The sequence below is a fragment of the Cupriavidus sp. D39 genome, from assembly GCF_026627925.1.
Taxonomy (GTDB): Bacteria; Pseudomonadota; Gammaproteobacteria; order Burkholderiales; family Burkholderiaceae; genus Cupriavidus; species Cupriavidus ulmosensis.
The window spans coordinates 255,972-271,526 of the sequence record NZ_JAPNLE010000001.1 but is presented as its reverse complement, the minus strand read 5'-3'; the positions used below and the strand labels follow the sequence as shown (position 1 = coordinate 271,526).

The following is a 15,555-nucleotide window of genomic DNA, read 5'->3' as shown; positions in this document are numbered from 1 at the left end:
CGCAGAGCCATCGGCCTCGCTGGCGTCGGAGGCCGCTAGGGCGAGCTCGGGCGCCGGTGCCGGCCGCTAGCCGCTGGCGCTGCCGCCGCTATTGCACCGGAACCGGCGATCTCCAGAGACTTGGGCGGCGTGGCCCGCAGCGCGATGTTCTTGCGGTCGAAATCCACTTCCGCATACAGGCCGCGCTGTGCCAACAGGCGCTCGAGCGCCTGCATCCAGTTCTCGCCGGCACGGGTCGCAAAGCGAAGTTCCTCGCTGAGCGCGATGTCCTTCTGCGCGGTCCCGGTCCAGCCGGTCGGCGCAATGGTCTTGATCATCGGCGCCAGCGCCAGGGTGGCATCGCTCTGGCGCACCAAGCGCGAGGCCGTTGTGGCCGCCGATCATCGCCAGCCGGCCACTGAATCCGGTGAAGGCGCGCGGCAGGTCGCCAGTCGGATTCGCCGGTTCGCCGGTGAATCCGTGGGCCCGCGTCCAACGCGCCGTCACCGCGCTCCCGTTCACCGTGTAGCGCACCACCTCGGGCACCCCATCGAGTACCACATACGGACCGGAAGACTGGCCCCCTTCCGCGACGACCTGTTGCCCAGGGCGCGGTTGGATGTAGGTGCTGCTGCCGTCGTTGAAGATCATGGCCGGCCGGGCGGCCGAAGCCGCCACTACCTGATAATCGAAATCGAACGGATCGGTGGGCGCTGCGGCAACGGTTCCGCAAAGCAGCAGCGCGGCGGCGAAAATAAGGGACTTGGTCATTGGGTAAGGGTCGCCGGATCGAGTTGCTTGAAGTGAGTCATGAAGCGAGCAAAGTAGGCGCCACCGCGGCTCGGATCGGCGCTGTGGTACCAGGCGACGGCCTTCATCGCGGAGCCGCTCCGTTGCAGGTTCTCCATCAGGATCGTCTCCGCCACGCGGATGTTGGTCGCTGGCGCCAGCGCCTCCCAGGGCGACGCGAAGCGTTGGCCGTGATAGCACCAGTTGATTTGCATAATCCCTACGTCGAAGTCGCATCGCCGGGCGGCGAGCAACCGGTTGACCGTCAGCGTGCGCATCCTCGCGCGTGGCGAAGAACATGCCGCGCCCGGCAACGTTGAGCGTCCAGGGCCAGGGCCGGCCGCGATAGGCAGACTCGTTCATGGCGATGCCCGCCAGAATCAGCGGGTCCACGCGACGGCTCATGGCCGCAAAGGGCGCAGCCTTCGGTGCGCAAGCCCAGCCGCCACGACGCTCGACCATCGCCTCTTGCGCGGCATCGGTCAGCTCTGTCGATCGCAGCCAACCCTCACCGGCAAACACGCTTGCAAGAGGCGTCGTCTGCCCTGCCCAGACAATCTCCGGGCCCTGCGCGCCGCCCGCCTCGATCTGCGCACCGATCAGCTGGGCCGACCAGCCTTGGAAACGCTCCAGCCCGCAGTACAGAACGGGCTTACCACCGAGACTAAGCAGCCGCGCAGCACCATCAGCACGCACGATCACTGCGGTCGGGCTGAGAACCGCCTCGATTGTCGCCGCGTGCGGCGATGGCAGGCGCCATCGCAAGCGCCGCCGCGAGGACGCATGCGCGTTCAATCACGGTAGGCCTCCAAAACCATGTCGTGCTTGACCTGCACCAGCATCTTCTGGCCCGGCTTGGTGGTGATGGTCGGCCGGATGTTCTGATTGCGGTTGAGAATGGTCTGTGCCGTCTGCGCCGCGACCTGGCCCGCGGTGTTGCCGTAGGTGGTCAGCCCGCCCGGCGTTGCCGTGGTCGCTGTCGCCGTGTTGTTGAATCGCTGCTCCAGGAAGCCGATGATCACGGCACCCGAGAAGATCTTGAAGAAGTGGTTGTCGACGTCGCCGCTGATGCCCGCGTAGCCGTTGGTATCGGCCCCCTGCATGCCCAGGAGCGGCACCACTTTTCCGCTGGGCATCTGCATCCGGATGAATGCCGCAAGCAAGCGTTCCTGCCCGATGGAAATGTCGGGGCTATACGCACCGACCATTGTCGTGCCAGCCGGGATCACCTTGCAAGTCCCGTCCACCGTGTCGTACACGTCCTGATCCACTGTCGCGCGGAACTCACCTGGCTTGTCCGAGTTATTCCCGCCAACGAAGGTAGCCGGGATCACGAACCCACGGCTCAGCGTGCACTTCGGCAGCACGCCTGAGAAGCTGGTGCGCAGGGTTCGGGTCGCCGACGTCTCGTTCAGGAACTGACGATCGCTAGACACCGACGCGGCGCTTCCTGACCCGCCGGCACGCCAAGGCCGCCAGCGCCCGCCGCAGCTGCCTGTTGCATTGCGCGCATCTGCGCGGGATCAGGCAAGCCCGATGGATTCATGCTGCCTCGATGCGCGCGCAGTCTTCAGCTGGCCAGCGCTTTTGAAGATCGGCGCGGTGAAGAGCGTGTCTTCCTTGTTCTTCCTGGACAAGATCCTCTCCGCCCTGACTCTGGGCACTGCCACCGAAAGTCCTGTGCCGTCAGCACAGGCGCCTTGCCTGCCGATTCGTGTCTGTTTGCCGGCAAGCGCCTTCTGGCGCGCAGCCTCGGCGCGAGCCTCTTCCTGCTGTTTGCGGATTTCCTGGTCAAGGCTGTTGCCTTGTTCTTGGACGCAGAGGTGCGGTCTCGCAACCGAGCGGCTTTCTGCTCTTCCGCCTTCTCTTTCATTTCCGCATGGCTGCGGCTCTGATAGTAGTACCCCAGCGCGCCAACGATCAACCGCGGCAACAGTTGCGAGGGAATAGACGATATTGCGAGGAAGCTTCCCCTTGGTGGCGCGAGCTTGCGCGTCAGTCACGTCCTCGACCTGCGTCTTCTTCACCTTTGCCCCCTTCAGAACAGACCGAGCAGCCGACGGCGGCCGCGTTGCACGGTGACCTCAGCATTGCCGGAGCGCAGTACCACGTTCTCGGCGAGACGCTGCAGCACCAGGAACTCACCACGGCGGATAAAGTTCGCCACAACAAAGTCGCTTCCGTCCTTCACTAGCGCGACGGGCCAGTCAGCGCCCTTAGGTATGCGCATCCATATCGCCTTGCCGTCGTCGAAGACCTGGTCCGGACGAAAGTCGGCGCTGCCGCCCACCGAGTACTCGAAATTCAGTTTGTCGGGCGATACACCCACCGCAGGCTGCGCAGCCTGATCCGGCTCGGCGCCGCCGATCGCTGCCGCATCTCCGCCCCGCGCCTTCACCTTCGGCATCATTGGCTCGGGCACGTTGAATCTGACCTTCTGATAGAACATGCCGCCCAGTGGCGACGACACCAGAGTGAACTCGTAGCTACGCTTGTTCGTGTTCACCGAGAGCGTATTGACCAGGCCCGGCGCGTGCGGCCGCAGATAGATATGGTTAATGCCATCGGTGTCGTAGCTCCACCGGACGTTCTCACCCCAGGCCGGCTCAGAGGCGATCGTCTCCCCCGAGGGAAACTCGATTGTCGTCGTCTTGAGCGGCGCCGACAGTACGCGGAAGATCTGGTCCTGGCTGTAGGTGAAGACCACGAGACGCGAGTCCGCCGGCAGGGCGACCGGATCGGCACCGCCGTTCAATGGATTGAACGGATTCATCGCATCGCCGATGTCGCCAACGCCGATCGGCGGCACGCCACCAGGGCCTTTGCGAGCCACCTTGTCGGCTGCGAAGCCCAACGGTGACGAGAGAACAAGAGCAATGCTGCCGGCGATGGCCAGCGACGAGAGACGGTTACGCATTAAGTAGTCCATGATGTTCAGGCGCCGGACTTCTGAAGCGTAAAGAAGACCGGGTGCACGCCGAAAGGATTCGGGCCGAGAACGGCTTCGCCCGTGGGAGGCTTGATCTGGTAACGCACGGTCAGTGCATAACGGGTGGGCTTGGGCTTGCGTCCCTCTTCCACCGTGGTCGCAACAAAGTCGACCACTACCGTGCTGTCTGGCAGTACCGAGACGTTCGTCACCTTTGGCTCACGCGTCAGGCCAGGGGATGCACTTACAGCCTTAGCGGGCTCATCGTCGACGACCCAGTCATCGAATTGGCCCCGCGCTGCACCGATCATTTGCTCTTTGACCGAACGGAGGTTCTTCGACATCCGCGAGTCCTCTATCTTCTCCGTCAGAATCGGCTCAATCGTGAACCACCGCACCACCAGAGTCCTTGAATGCAGCTTGGATCGCAACGTTGCTGGGCTGGTATGCCTCCAGCTCACGCACGACCGGCTTTCCACCGGCGTCCGCGGAGACACCGAATGCGCGCACCTGCGGATCGGGCGGCTGGCGGGTCAGGATCGCGGCCAAAGCGACCACCACCAGTCCCAACGTGGCAAGCTTCCAATGATTGCGCTCGACAGAAAGTCGCGTCGTACGGTCGAAGATCACCTGATCGCCGCTCTCTCCGGCGTACATGCCGGGGGCCGGGGACAGTGCGGTTTTGGAATCGGATCTTTCGGGAAAGCAGTCGCATGAGGCGTCCTATTGGATGCCGCTAATTGAACCAGCAATTGCCACCCCTCCGACCGTCAAAAGCTATGTGATATTCAACAGCTTTCGGGGTAATTCCATTTCCGTGCCTGCGTCGCGCTGTCCTTCGCCTTCGCCAATCCGGATACTCCCGGCACAACCAATCAGGAAAGACCAGAAAGGCGACCTGTTTGTGTGAGCTTTCTGGGGAATACTGTGAATCATGATTAACGGCAATCCTGAAACGCAACCGGGACGCCGGGGTTCGCGGTCCCGTCAGACGTTGTGAAGCCGTGCGGCCGGAGCCGTGGCCTCTCACGCAACCGGACGCGGCTCAGCCGTCCTGTTCGATATTCTGAGAAAACTCGCGAAAATCGTAGAGCTTTCGACGATCAGCCAACACGGTACCGAATCAACAATAGCGGGCATGTCTACACATGCCTTCGACCACCCCGCGCTACAACTCAGCCAACTGGAAGACAGTGCCGTCGGCATGTTCTTCGAGTCGCTCTCCCCCGTTCGGCCCTACATGGAGTCATCCGAGGTGGCGGAGGTGATGATCAACCGCCACGACAGCATATGGATTGAGCGCAAGGGCCAGCTGCTCAAACTAGACATCAGGCTCGATCCTGCCATGGTCGAAGGCGCGGTTCGATCGCTTGCGTCGTCCGTGCAAAAGTCCGCAGTCAGAGGAACGCACCAAGGGATCATCAATGCCGGTCATCAAGGCTTGCGCATCGCAGCCGTGATGCGACCGACGGCGATCGACGGCCACGCACTGAGCATCCGTAGGCACCGCGACACAAATCTGACCCTGGCCGACTACGTCAAGATGGGCGCCTTCTCCGCTGCGGTCGCAAAGAGCCGCGAAGCCGAAGCCCCGATCTTCCCGCCAAACGCGGTGGACGACGAAGTCATGCATGCACTGGCAGGCTTGGTGCGACAGCGAAAGAGCATCCTCGTCGCCGGCGGCACGTCCTCAGGCAAGACCACGCTTCTCAACGCCCTGGTCGGGGAGATTCCTGACACCGAACGCGTCATCACCATTGAGGATACGCAAGAGCTCAAGCCGAGCGTTCCCAACGTGGTACGTCTTCTCAGCAATACCGACAAGCAGGTCACGACTCAAATGCTGGTCGCGCTTAGCCTGCGGTTCCGGCCAGACCGCATCCTTGTCGGCGAAGTTCGAGGCGGCGAGGCGTTCGACTTCATCCAGGCACTGAACACCGGCCACGATGGTGGCATGGGCTCCCTGCACGCGAGCACGGCCCGCTCGGCGCTCTCCCGTCTGGAGGGCATGGCAATGCTAGGCATTCCGCCAGGGTCCCGCTGGGAACTGAACGATATGCGCAAGCTCATCGCCGAGTGCTTCCACTACGTGGTCCACATGCGCCGTACCGGCGAGCTGCGTCACCTATCCGAAGTTCTGGAGATCCAGGGCTTCGACGACAGCAACTACGTTCTCAAACGGGTCTTTTAACCAGGAGCTATTGACCTATGTCCTTCCGCAACTCCCTCATGGCAGCACAGAAGCAGTTGGCAACACCGCCTGGTGTTGCCTTGTTGCTGCTCATGGCGATCGCCACCCCTGCAGCTGCAGCGGACGCCAGCTTCTTGGGCAATCTCAGCGCCACCATCTGCGGCATTGCAACCTTCTTCAACACTACCTTCCTTTTCGTCGCAGGCGTCATCATCATCGTGCTGGCCGCCGTTGGCATCGCCAACGCCGAATCGACCATCATGAAGTTCGTCTCGTTCGCAGGCGTTGGCATCGGCATCGCCGCTGCCTCCGTGTCCATCCTGAAGAACTTCGGCATCGGCGCCGTTTGCCCCGGATTCTGACATGCGCAGCCACCATGTTAGCCGCTCGCTATCGCTTCCGCGCATGCTCGGTGGCGCGGTCCGAGGCCTTGCTATTGCCAATGGCACGCTCACTGCATTGCTGGTCTACGTCACATTTAGAGCCGGATGGCAGTTGCCCGTTGCTGCATTGATCTTCGGCATCGTGGTACATGGCCTGCTGCGCTGGATCACCTCGCGGGATCCGTGGTGGAACCAGGTCCTGAACGTCTTCAATCACTACGGCGACATTTACGAATCGATGCCTTGGCACGGTCGCATGCACGCCCGGTTCCGCCGCCCCTACGGCTTCGATAGCGACCTCCCATGCTGAAGCGCCGCCCCCTCCAGGAGATAGCCCCCTGGCTCACCCCTTTCACGCCGGAGCTGGTCTTGAACAAGGACGGCTCCCTGCTGGCAAGCTATGAGTTCACGGGTATCGACGCGGACGCGCCGAACGCCAGCGATATCAGCTCGGCACGAGATCAACTGGACCAGGCCTGCCGTTCATTCGACAGCCGGGTAACCGCCTGGTGGCGGCTGCGCCACCGTCGCACAAAGCGATACGTCGGCGGTGATTTCGCGTCTCCGTCCGATGCCCGTATTGACGAGCTGAACCGGCAGCACATGACGACCGGCAAGTACTTCTCGAACACCCACAGCCTGCATCTGGCCTACACACCGGAGAATGGGATGGACAAGGTGTTTGACAAGATGAGCTACCACATGACCGTTGGGGGTCGAAAGTTTGTTCCCGCTGCGGTCGAAACAACGAAGGACATCCTGCTAGCTCGCAATGCGTTCGCCTTCGACGTCGAGAGGATGACCGCGGATGGGAAGCGCTTCGAGTCGATGCTGGACGCCTTCAAGGGCGGCGCCGTCCGACTGGGATTGAAGCGCCTGGTCCTGCAGGACGCGCTGGCCGAACTCCACCAAACCGCCAACCCAACCGTGCCGCCGCGTCGTATCCGCTATCCGATGACGATGCTCGACACGCACCTGACCGAGTCCGAAATCACAGCCGGTGCAGAGCGTCTGATCTTCGAGTCCGCGCATGGCAAGCGCTATGGCGCGATCGTCGCCGTCAAGGAATGGCTCGGCTTTCAGGAAGCCGCCCTTGATGTGCTCACACAGATCGATGCCGAACTCGATATCTGCTTGATGTTTCGGTTCCTCGACACCGCCAAGGCGACGAAGCACATCGAGGCCGTCCGTCGCTTCTACAAGATGGCCGCCTTCAACGTTTGGTCGATCATCAAACAGTATGCGTCGAAAGAAGAGCCGGAAAACGACGAGGGCCGCGAGCAGCTCGCCACCGAAGCAGGCGCTGCACTGAGGCGTCTGACCGCGGAAGGCCAGCAGCATGGTTTCGCCAACATCTCCATCATCGTGTACGGCGACACCGAGAGCGAGCTTGAGGATTCCGTCAGCGAAGTAGTGGGCGCGCTGACGAACGCTGGATTCGGTTCGATCCGCGAGAAGGCGAACCTGATGCCAGCCTGGAACAGCACCCTGCCCGGGCGCTGGGACAAGCAGCGCCGGCTTGCAGTTCGTCGAGACGCCCGCTCTCTCCGACATCGCCCCAGTTCGAGCCGTCCACGATGGTCCGAGCATCAACGGTTGGCTCACCGACAAGGCCGGCATCGAGATCCCGCCGCTAACCTGCCTGCCTACGCGGTACCGCACCGCACAGAACCTGGACCTTCATCAGCCAGGCGGCAACGGCCACCTGCTCATGCTCGGCCCCATCGGCGCTGGCAAATCGGTGATGCTGAACTTCCTGATGTCTCAGGCCGGCCGGCAAAAGGCGCGTCGCATCCGCTTCGACAAGGACCGATCCACCCGCATCACAACCTTGCTCGGCGGCGGCAAGTTCATTGATATCACCGGCGAGACCCAAGCCGCGACGAAGGTCAATCCGCTTGTGCTGGTGTCTGATCCAGCCAATTTCTCGTACCTGGTCGAGTGGCTCGGTCTAGCGATGGAGGACGACGGGTTTCGGCTCTCCCCCAACAGCGCACCGACATATTCGAGGCCGTTCAGATCCTGTCTCGCTATCCGCGCGAGAAATGGACTCTGACCCATCTGTGCACCCTGCTGCATTCAGACCTGCGCGAGCGCCTGCAGATGTGGACCACCGGCGGCCAGTATGGGCACTTCTTCGACAACGTCGAGGATGCGTTCGATGTGAGCGACGATCTCGCCATCGAGATGGGTTCGCTCATGGAGAAGTTCCCTGCCGCAGCCGTGCTGTTTGTCGACTATGCCTTCTATCGCATCAAGCAGACGATGGACGGCATCGCGCACGTGGTCATCGAAGTCGAGGAAGCCGGCTTCTTCTTCAAGAACAAGAATGTCTATAGCCGGCTGGAGAACTGGGTCACGACGATCCGCAAGCTAAATGGTGCAATCCGCATGGCGACTCAATCGCTTCGGCAAATCATCCGTGTTGCCGACTTCGAAATTCTCAAGGACAACATCGGCTCGCTGATCTACCTGCCAAACAACCAGGCCCTGACGGACACCGATCTGTATTGCGACACCTTTGGCCTGACCCTCGATCAAGTCAAGATGATCAATGATGCCGTCCCGAACCGCGACTACCTGTTGGTGACGCGGTCGCAGACCCGCATGCTGCAAACCAATTTCTCCGACGAGATGATCGCCATGCTGCGCTCGGACGGATATGCCCAAGCCGTTCTGGACCGGCACATGGCCTCGGGCGAACCAGGCTGGCAACAACGCTATGTGCGCGAGATCCTCGCCCGCGCCGGCAAGTAAAGGAGATTCTCACCATGATCAAACGCATGACTGCTGCAGGCCTCCTGGCACTGGCTATCGGGTCCGCCTCTACTCCGGCATTCGCAAGTGGCTGGCCCGTGTTCGACGCAGCCAACTTCCTGAAGAACACACTGACGGCTGCTCAGGCCCTGAAGACCGAGGTGTACGAGAACACCAACATTGCCTACCAGTACAAGATGATGCTGAATCAACTGCTGCAGGCCACAGGGCTCGATCCCGCCGCCTTGACGGCACAGACCAATGCCATCAAGGACTGACATCACCAAACATGAGCAGTACGGCCAGGTGCTGCAGTCGCTCTATGGCGGTGTTTCCGACAATGCCGACTTTCTCGGACGCGTCCAAAGCCTTGTGGTTCAGTCTGGAAAGTCACCTGACCAATGGTTCCAAGATCAACGTACGCTGCTAACAAGCGGGGACAAGGCCGCCAAGCAGCTGTTCAATCTCGGCAATAGCATCGCCCAGAGCAACCAGACGCTGGCGAAGCGGCAGGGCAAAGATTCAGGAGGACATGCAACTGTCCCCCACCGCACAGGCGACTGCGGAGGCAGACGAATCACATGCTCGATGTGCTTGGCCAGCCAGAACAGCGACGTGTTGCAGCTGATGAGCGCGAAGGCCCAATCGGATGCCACCAAGGATCAGAAGACAGTGGCGGCGGACCCAGAGGCCACCAATGCGGCGCAGCAGATCCAGACGGGATCAGGAGGCTCAGCTCAACAAGCTTCGCCAGACGGTGTTCAAGAACTAATGCCTATCCTTCAGGGCTAAGGCCATGTTAAAACGCCTCGTGCGTATCGCTACTTCCAGCCGTCGCTGACCGTGCCTCTTCATCCTCTGTATCGCTGGAGCCGTATTATGCGCAGAGCGAGACCGTCGATATTCCGGATCGTCGGCACGTCGACGGGCGGAGGCTACGCCCGGGAAACACCACGATCCGGCAACGGCGGGCCGATCTACACATCTCGGCCCCGGGGACAGTTGGCGAAGCGCTCGGCAAGGCAGCAGCGAAGATCCAGGCTTTGCGCAACTGGTCTCGCTGCGGGCGCCCTAAGTCTCAGCGGAGTCGGTTCGATCCGAAGCGGACAAGCTGGCATTTGGCCTCGGTGTCATCACGCTAGTGCTCGCCGGCATCCGCTTTGCCGGCACTGGGGACGCCACTGCTGCCTGGACCGATCTGTTGGAGGAGCTGACGCTCATCGGGATCTTTGCCGGCGATCTACGTCGGCTATGACCAGTTCGGACCCGGCATTTTCGAGTGGTTCAACAGCCTGGCCACCAGAAGATCAACGGCGGAGCGGTCACATCCTGCGCGCAAGTATTGTGATTACGGCTGGCAAGTTCTGGGATTCATTCCTGAAGATCGCCACGAGTGCGTTCAAGCCTGTTGAACCTGTTCTGAAGTCATTCGTCGCCGCGATCATTCTGTTCCTTGGCCTTCTATTGCGTGCGCGTTCGCCGCAATCATCTTCAGCTTCTTCGTCGATGCTCGGCGAGTTGCAGGTCGCTGTAGGCGTCGTGGTCGGCCCGATCGCAGTCGCGCTCGCCTTCTCGTCCTTTACGCGGCGCTACTTCACGGCATGGCTCGACTACATGTTCAGCGGCTCGCTGTACATCGTGGTCGCGGCCATCATCTCCCGGCTCGTCACAGCGGCACATTGGACGCGACCCTCGGTGGCGTCAGTAACGGCCGGGACTGACACCGGCGGCGGCCGCCATCTACGCGCTGGCCATTTCCGTCATGCTAGTCCTGATCTCGCTCGAGATTCCTGCTATCGCCGGCAAGCTGTTCGGAACGGGCGCCGGGGCGTCTCGGGCGGCGGTGCGCTGCGCGCCGCCGGCCGCGGTGCCTGGAAGCTCGGCTCAAAGATGGTGATGTGAGCTATGCATACTCCATTGACAAACACTGGCGAGCTTCTGGCCGGCGCACCAGGCACGCACCGACCTGATCCGCCAGTACGCCAATGAGGCCGAGCCGGCGGTGTTCGCGCGAAAGTGGACATCTGTGGTTGAACGATGCGCCACCTGGTTCTCCTCGATGCCGTTGCGCCCTGATGAGCACGCGGAACCGGGTGGGGCATTCCGCGCTACGGTCGAGGTCGCCTACTTCGCCATGCGCTTGTCTGGCGGCCAGAAGTTCGCTGCGGACAAGCCCTCGGAGCAACGTCGGCGCCTTGAGCCGCAGTACCTGTACGCCCTCTTCCTCGCCGCCTGCTGCTCCAGATTGGACGAGCCATGCAGGCATTTCCAATTTCACCGCGACGGTGGACGACGCCGAATGGCTGCCGGCACTGCACGGCGCCTTTGGCCCATGGCTGGGCGACGGCGGTTACCGTGTGACACGCCGCGCGGCGGCGCTGCCAATCGAACGCATGCGGACAGCGCTTCTCGCCCGCGAGATTCTCGGCCAAGATATCCTGGCCAGCCTGGACAGCGAGGTGCTATCGGAACTGTTCGCTGCCATCAATCCGGAACCCCGCTCAGTCACGCTCGAATCGTTGCTTCACAAGGTCGTGCGACTTGCCGTAGACGCCACCACGAGCTTCGAGATGAAGGCGCGTCGGGCGGACTTTTCCCCGGTGGGAACGCCAGCACCGCCGCCGGACTTGCTCGCCGTGGGCTCCTTGCCCCAAGAACCGGTGAAATCAGGGACAGCAGATACCCAGCCCCATGCCGTGGTGCTTCCGACCGAGAGCGCCGCAGCCTCCGTCGTAAGCCTCTTTGCCGCGGCGAGCACAAAGGGGACTCCGGCATCTGAAGCCCGGGGCGCGACACCTCAGCAAGATCGCCCTGGCCCGCAAGAAGTACCACGTAGTGCTCAGCCAATGCAGCTGGATAGAGGGCGCAGCCTCCGTCGCGGCTCAGCATGAATCCGCCGCGCCCGAAGGTCTCGCAGAGGTCCTCGGGAATGCCTCCAACCTGATGCGCGAGTTCTTCCTCGCGTTGGCGCAGGACATGACAGCGGGGAAGGTTCCGGTGACCTGGGCAGGACAACCGGCTTGTCCTGCAAAAGCGGGCGCTGGGCAACTATGGGCTCACCGGCGACACACTGATCGAAAATCTGAAGAAGTTGTCCTTTCTGGCGCAAGCCCAGGGCACCGACATCGTGCTGACCGAAAAGATCAGCGTCGTTCTGGCACCGCGCCCGGCTGGTCAGGAGTCTTGAACATGCGCCACTACGTGAATCACTTTCGGCCGATCTTCGAGATGCGAGCCGCGACCGGCTGGCTCGGTGCACTCATCCTGCTGCCATGGTCTGGCATGCCGCACTGGGGATACTTCGCCCTACTCTGCCTGGCTGCATTCTCACTGCGGGCGGCGCAAATCTGGAAGGCCCTGAAGTTCCGCATGGCCATTTCCACGAAGTGGCTGACGAAGATCCGCATCGATAACCTTCTACACACCACGGCACAGATGCGGCGCGATGAAGACGCCATGTACCTTGGCACCGGGTTCGAATGGACGCAGAGACATTGCCAGATCGCTCACGACATCCTGCGGATGCCAACCAACGATATTCCCGGCTTGCCGAAGTGGCTACCCAAAGAGGTCGACCGGCTTCGTGGAAAAGCAATTCGCCCCGGGGCACGCATTACGGGACAGGTCTCCGCAGGGCAAGTCGTGGATCCACGGGATGGAGCCGAAGCAGGTGCACGTCCCTCTCCATTACAAGGCGATGCCCGGCCACACGGCTGTGGCAGGAACGACCGGCAGCGGCAAGACCCGCACCTATGAGGTAATTTGCACCCAGGTTATTCACAATCCAGACGACATTTTGATTATTGTCGACCCCAAAAATGATCGCGAGTGGAAGGAGCGCGTGGAACGCGAATGCGCGCGCGCCGGCCGGAAATTCCTGTACTGGAAGCAGGCGGCGCCATCCGAGTCGATCCGCCTCAATCCGCTGGAGAACTGGTCGCAACCGTCGGAGATCGCGAGCCGGATTGCCCAACTGCTAGAGGAAGGTCCTTTCCGGGACTTCGCATTCCTCTTCATTGATCGTGCCGTCAAGGGCGAGCTTTACGTCGGTGACAAGCCGAACCTGCGTTCGATCCTAAACTATGCGCAGAGCGGGATCAACAATCTGCTGGACCGTGCTCTGCGCCGCTTCTACGCGGAAATGGGATTCACCGCCTGGGAGGACGAGGCGGGATCCTACATGCAGCAGGTCGGGCAGCGCCCCGGCGGGACGCTCATCGAGGCAATGGTCCGTCTGTACACCGAGCGGTACTTCAACGTCGGCCGCGGCCACGAATCCATCGACGGCTTGGTCGGCACCTTCGTCCATGACCGTGACCATTACATGCGGATCATCGCCTCGGTCCTTCCGCTCCTGCAGATGCTTGCCACTGGCGAGACGGGGCTCATGCTCGCTCCCAAGGCGGACGACTTCACCGATGATCGCGAAATTTGGGATATCGACAAGGTAATCAAGCAAAAGGCAGTTCTGTTCGTCGGCCTGGACTCGCTCTCCAGCAGCATCGTCGCGAAGGCCATCGCATCGATGATCCTGTCCGACGTCGCGTCGGTGGCCGGGGCCATCTACAACTTCTACGCCAAGCCGCCCAAGGTCGTCCTGGTCATCGACGAGGTGGCGGAGGCGATCAACGAGCAGGTGATCCAGATCCTCAATAAAGGCCGCGGCGCCGGCTTCAATGCCCTGGTCGCCTTCCAAAGCCGCTCCGATTTGGAGGCTAAACTCGGAAACGCAGCAAAAATGATGCAGGTCTTGGGGAATCTCAACAACCAGATCATCTTACGATTGGAAGACACGGACACCGCCCAGTGGTTCTCGGACAAGGTCGGGGAAACGGCGATTCAGAACATCACCACCACCAGTAGCACGAGCACTGGATCCGAGGCCCATATCGGCGAGTTCAACGGGTCGGTCTCGCGGTCAACGCAACTGGAAAAGGCCCCGCTTATCCCGACTGAGCTGATCACTATGCTGCCCAACCTGCAATACTTTCTGCGCATCTCTGGTGGCTCCATCTACCAAGGCCGGATTCCCATCATCGAAGGATAGTACGCCGACATGCAATCAAGTCTGTTCCGCGCAGTGGTCAAGCAGTACAAGCTGTCGCCAAAGCTCTCGCCGGCGTTCACGGTGTCCCCCGAGCTGATCGATGCGTGCAGCCGTGTTGTCGACTACATCGGCGTCAATTTTTGCATTCGGGAAGAGCCGTTGGTCAAGGAAATGCTGGTCGATGCCATCCAGTCCTACCGCGCCGCACGCAAGGCGGGCGATGCGAACATCGCCTTTATGCGGGGCCTTTTCTCGCGCGCGCACGAGCTGTACGACAAGCGTTATGCCGCCTTCAAGGGCGAGAAGTACAACGTCTGGTATCCATACAACGAGCCGATACCGGTGTTCGAGGCGAGACAAGAGGCAGGTTATGTATGCCGTGTAGTCGACGAGCCGTGCCCCGGCGTCGTCACGCAGCGCAGCGCCGCCTTCCAACTGGCTGCCCGGGTGCTCACCGGTCACACCTTTCGTCGCTACTTCGAGGAATACGATGTCGCAAAGTTCTATGCTCGGTAGTATCGGCATGTCGATCCGCTACGGCGTTGAGAGCGTCCGCTTGTTCCCCGTCCGGCTTGCGCACACGCCTGTCCGGTCTGGACTGGGACCAGGCGGCCGGCATGCAAGCGTGGATTCGCCAAGATATCGAGGCGGAGGAGCGTGCCGCCATTCCGGATGAGTTCCGATACGGTCGTGCGGCGTTCTGCTTTTCGCTCATACGCCTATCGCTCGTGAAGCCCAGGCATTTCTGGGGTGCCGTTGGCTCGCTGGCCGCACTGCCCTTTCTCCTTCTTCGCCAGTGGGTGCTGTGATGGCAGGAAGCCGATTTGCCGGTCACATCCGCGTCTGGTTGCTCGCCGCACCGCTGATGCTCTGCGTGATCGCCCCCATGCTGCCGGAGAGCGAGCGGTTCGAGATCAGCGCCGATGAGCAGGATTCGGTCGAGGCGGTCCTGGGAGAAGCGCGCGCCTTTGAGGCCACAGGTACCGCAAACAGCCGATTTCGCGCTTGGTTCGTCGACTCTGGGTTGTTACGCTCGTCGCTGTCTGGCTCTGCAACCGACTCCGCCCTCTCGGACGCTGGGGCGTCAGACATCGGCAGGCGGTGGGTGCGGCATCTCTGGATGACCATCTATCGCGCGCTGTATCGTGCCGCCGTCGCACACACCTGGGTATTCGGCGCCATCGTCTTCCTGATCGCGATGCTCAACGATGGCGCCGTTGCCAGGCGCATCAAGGCCTCTGCCGCCGGCTTTGCCAGTCCACTCTCGTTCCACCTCGCCGCGCACGGCTTGCTGGTTACGTTCGGCATCGGCGCGTCGGCGCTTCTGGTCCCCGTGCCGCTGCTGGCTTACTGCTGGTCGGCTGCGGCACTTCTCGTCGGGGTGCTTGGCTGGCGTCTTGCAGCCTCATTCCACGTCAATCGCTAGTCAGCTTCGCCCTTTTTGCATTCATTCCGCGGAACCGATACCGCACCAACGGAG

At 61.7% G+C, this 15,555-nt stretch carries 16 protein-coding genes and 3 pseudogenes; 12 read left to right on the top strand and 7 right to left on the bottom strand.

Annotated features, from left to right (window positions below; translation table 11 throughout):
• Window positions 1-35 precede the first annotated feature (35 nt).
• From OMK73_RS01365 to OMK73_RS38020, 7 genes and pseudogenes are all read right to left on the bottom strand, one after another.
• Window positions 36-356: a hypothetical protein gene (locus OMK73_RS01365; RefSeq protein ID WP_267600363.1), complete on the bottom strand. Its 321-nt coding sequence runs from the start codon at window positions 354-356 to the stop codon at window positions 36-38.
• 390 nt (window positions 357-746) lie between these two features.
• Window positions 747-1,533, bottom strand: a pseudogene (locus OMK73_RS01360) (lytic transglycosylase).
• Window positions 1,534-1,559: 26 nt separating this feature from the next.
• Entirely contained in the window at window positions 1,560-2,204 is a 645-nt protein-coding gene (locus OMK73_RS01355) for a TrbI/VirB10 family protein (protein WP_267600362.1), read from the bottom strand.
• Window positions 2,205-2,291: 87 nt separating this feature from the next.
• A complete protein-coding gene (locus OMK73_RS01350; RefSeq protein ID WP_267600361.1) occupies window positions 2,292-2,795 on the bottom strand; it encodes a hypothetical protein in 504 nt (167 codons plus the stop codon).
• Window positions 2,796-2,806: 11 nt separating this feature from the next.
• Complete coding sequence (locus OMK73_RS01345; protein WP_267600360.1) at window positions 2,807-3,685, bottom strand: TrbG/VirB9 family P-type conjugative transfer protein; 879 nt, start codon at window positions 3,683-3,685, stop codon at window positions 2,807-2,809.
• Between the two features lie 17 nt (window positions 3,686-3,702).
• On the bottom strand, window positions 3,703-4,041 hold the full coding sequence (locus OMK73_RS38025; protein ID WP_324291636.1) for a type IV secretion system protein: 339 nt from the start codon (window positions 4,039-4,041) through the stop codon (window positions 3,703-3,705).
• Between the two features lie 34 nt (window positions 4,042-4,075).
• Window positions 4,076-4,354: a VirB8/TrbF family protein gene (locus OMK73_RS38020; protein ID WP_324291635.1), complete on the bottom strand. Its 279-nt coding sequence runs from the start codon at window positions 4,352-4,354 to the stop codon at window positions 4,076-4,078.
• A gap of 481 nt (window positions 4,355-4,835) precedes the next feature.
• Between OMK73_RS38020 and OMK73_RS01335 the strand changes: the two genes are divergently transcribed.
• From OMK73_RS01335 to OMK73_RS01275, 12 genes and pseudogenes are all read left to right on the top strand, one after another.
• Window positions 4,836-5,888 carry a CpaF family protein gene (locus OMK73_RS01335; protein WP_267600699.1) on the top strand — a complete coding sequence of 351 codons (1,053 nt, stop codon included), beginning with the start codon at window positions 4,836-4,838 and terminating at the stop codon, window positions 5,886-5,888.
• Between the two features lie 17 nt (window positions 5,889-5,905).
• Window positions 5,906-6,250 carry a prepilin gene (locus OMK73_RS01330; RefSeq protein WP_267600359.1) on the top strand — a complete coding sequence of 115 codons (345 nt, stop codon included), beginning with the start codon at window positions 5,906-5,908 and terminating at the stop codon, window positions 6,248-6,250.
• A 1-nt stretch (window position 6,251) separates the two neighbouring features.
• Window positions 6,252-6,581 (top strand): VirB3 family type IV secretion system protein, encoded by a 330-nt coding sequence (locus OMK73_RS01325; RefSeq protein ID WP_267600358.1) that lies wholly within the window; start codon window positions 6,252-6,254, stop codon window positions 6,579-6,581.
• Window positions 6,575-9,028 (top strand): annotated as a pseudogene (locus OMK73_RS01320) (VirB4 family type IV secretion system protein). The gene OMK73_RS01325 and the pseudogene OMK73_RS01320 overlap by 7 nt, the downstream one beginning before the upstream one ends.
• 14 nt (window positions 9,029-9,042) lie before the next feature.
• Window positions 9,043-9,306 (top strand): hypothetical protein, encoded by a 264-nt coding sequence (locus tag OMK73_RS01315; RefSeq protein ID WP_267600357.1) that lies wholly within the window; start codon window positions 9,043-9,045, stop codon window positions 9,304-9,306.
• Window positions 9,290-9,820 carry a hypothetical protein gene (locus OMK73_RS01310; protein ID WP_267600356.1) on the top strand — a complete coding sequence of 177 codons (531 nt, stop codon included), beginning with the start codon at window positions 9,290-9,292 and terminating at the stop codon, window positions 9,818-9,820. The genes OMK73_RS01315 and OMK73_RS01310 overlap by 17 nt, the downstream gene beginning before the upstream one ends.
• Window positions 9,821-10,279: 459 nt before the next feature.
• Window positions 10,280-10,930, top strand: coding sequence for a type IV secretion system protein (locus tag OMK73_RS01305; RefSeq protein ID WP_267600355.1), 651 nt, complete (start codon window positions 10,280-10,282; stop codon window positions 10,928-10,930).
• Between the two features lie 383 nt (window positions 10,931-11,313).
• Complete coding sequence (locus OMK73_RS01295; RefSeq protein WP_267600739.1) at window positions 11,314-11,919, top strand: hypothetical protein; 606 nt, start codon at window positions 11,314-11,316, stop codon at window positions 11,917-11,919.
• A gap of 298 nt (window positions 11,920-12,217) precedes the next feature.
• A pseudogene (gene traD, locus OMK73_RS01290) lies at window positions 12,218-14,075 on the top strand (conjugative transfer system coupling protein TraD).
• Window positions 14,076-14,084: 9 nt separating this feature from the next.
• Window positions 14,085-14,591, top strand: a complete 507-nt coding sequence (locus OMK73_RS01285) for a hypothetical protein (RefSeq protein ID WP_267600353.1) — start codon at window positions 14,085-14,087, stop codon at window positions 14,589-14,591.
• Between the two features lie 56 nt (window positions 14,592-14,647).
• Complete coding sequence (locus tag OMK73_RS01280; protein WP_267600352.1) at window positions 14,648-14,884, top strand: hypothetical protein; 237 nt, start codon at window positions 14,648-14,650, stop codon at window positions 14,882-14,884.
• Window positions 14,884-15,501, top strand: coding sequence for a DUF4400 domain-containing protein (locus OMK73_RS01275; protein ID WP_267600351.1), 618 nt, complete (start codon window positions 14,884-14,886; stop codon window positions 15,499-15,501). Before OMK73_RS01280 ends, OMK73_RS01275 begins: the two co-directional genes overlap by 1 nt.
• Window positions 15,502-15,555: the final 54 nt, after the last annotated feature.

What these genes read in the sequence shown, in the direction of transcription:
- OMK73_RS38025 (WP_324291636.1), bottom strand. Translation starts at nt 4,041, where the DNA reads ATGTCGAAGAACCTCCGTTCGGTCAAAGAGCAAATGATCGGTGCAGCG.
- OMK73_RS38020 (WP_324291635.1), bottom strand. Translation starts at nt 4,354, where the DNA reads ATGTACGCCGGAGAGAGCGGCGATCAGGTGATCTTCGACCGTACGACG.
- OMK73_RS01285 (WP_267600353.1), top strand. Translation starts at nt 14,085, where the DNA reads ATGCAATCAAGTCTGTTCCGCGCAGTGGTCAAGCAGTACAAGCTGTCG.
- OMK73_RS01315 (WP_267600357.1), top strand. Translation starts at nt 9,043, where the DNA reads ATGATCAAACGCATGACTGCTGCAGGCCTCCTGGCACTGGCTATCGGG.
- OMK73_RS01335 (WP_267600699.1), top strand. Translation starts at nt 4,836, where the DNA reads ATGTCTACACATGCCTTCGACCACCCCGCGCTACAACTCAGCCAACTG.
- OMK73_RS01345 (WP_267600360.1), bottom strand. Translation starts at nt 3,685, where the DNA reads ATGCGTAACCGTCTCTCGTCGCTGGCCATCGCCGGCAGCATTGCTCTT.
- OMK73_RS01330 (WP_267600359.1), top strand. Translation starts at nt 5,906, where the DNA reads ATGTCCTTCCGCAACTCCCTCATGGCAGCACAGAAGCAGTTGGCAACA.
- OMK73_RS01275 (WP_267600351.1), top strand. Translation starts at nt 14,884, where the DNA reads ATGGCAGGAAGCCGATTTGCCGGTCACATCCGCGTCTGGTTGCTCGCC.
- OMK73_RS01305 (WP_267600355.1), top strand. Translation starts at nt 10,280, where the DNA reads ATGACCAGTTCGGACCCGGCATTTTCGAGTGGTTCAACAGCCTGGCCA.
- OMK73_RS01325 (WP_267600358.1), top strand. Translation starts at nt 6,252, where the DNA reads ATGCGCAGCCACCATGTTAGCCGCTCGCTATCGCTTCCGCGCATGCTC.
- OMK73_RS01310 (WP_267600356.1), top strand. Translation starts at nt 9,290, where the DNA reads ATGCCATCAAGGACTGACATCACCAAACATGAGCAGTACGGCCAGGTG.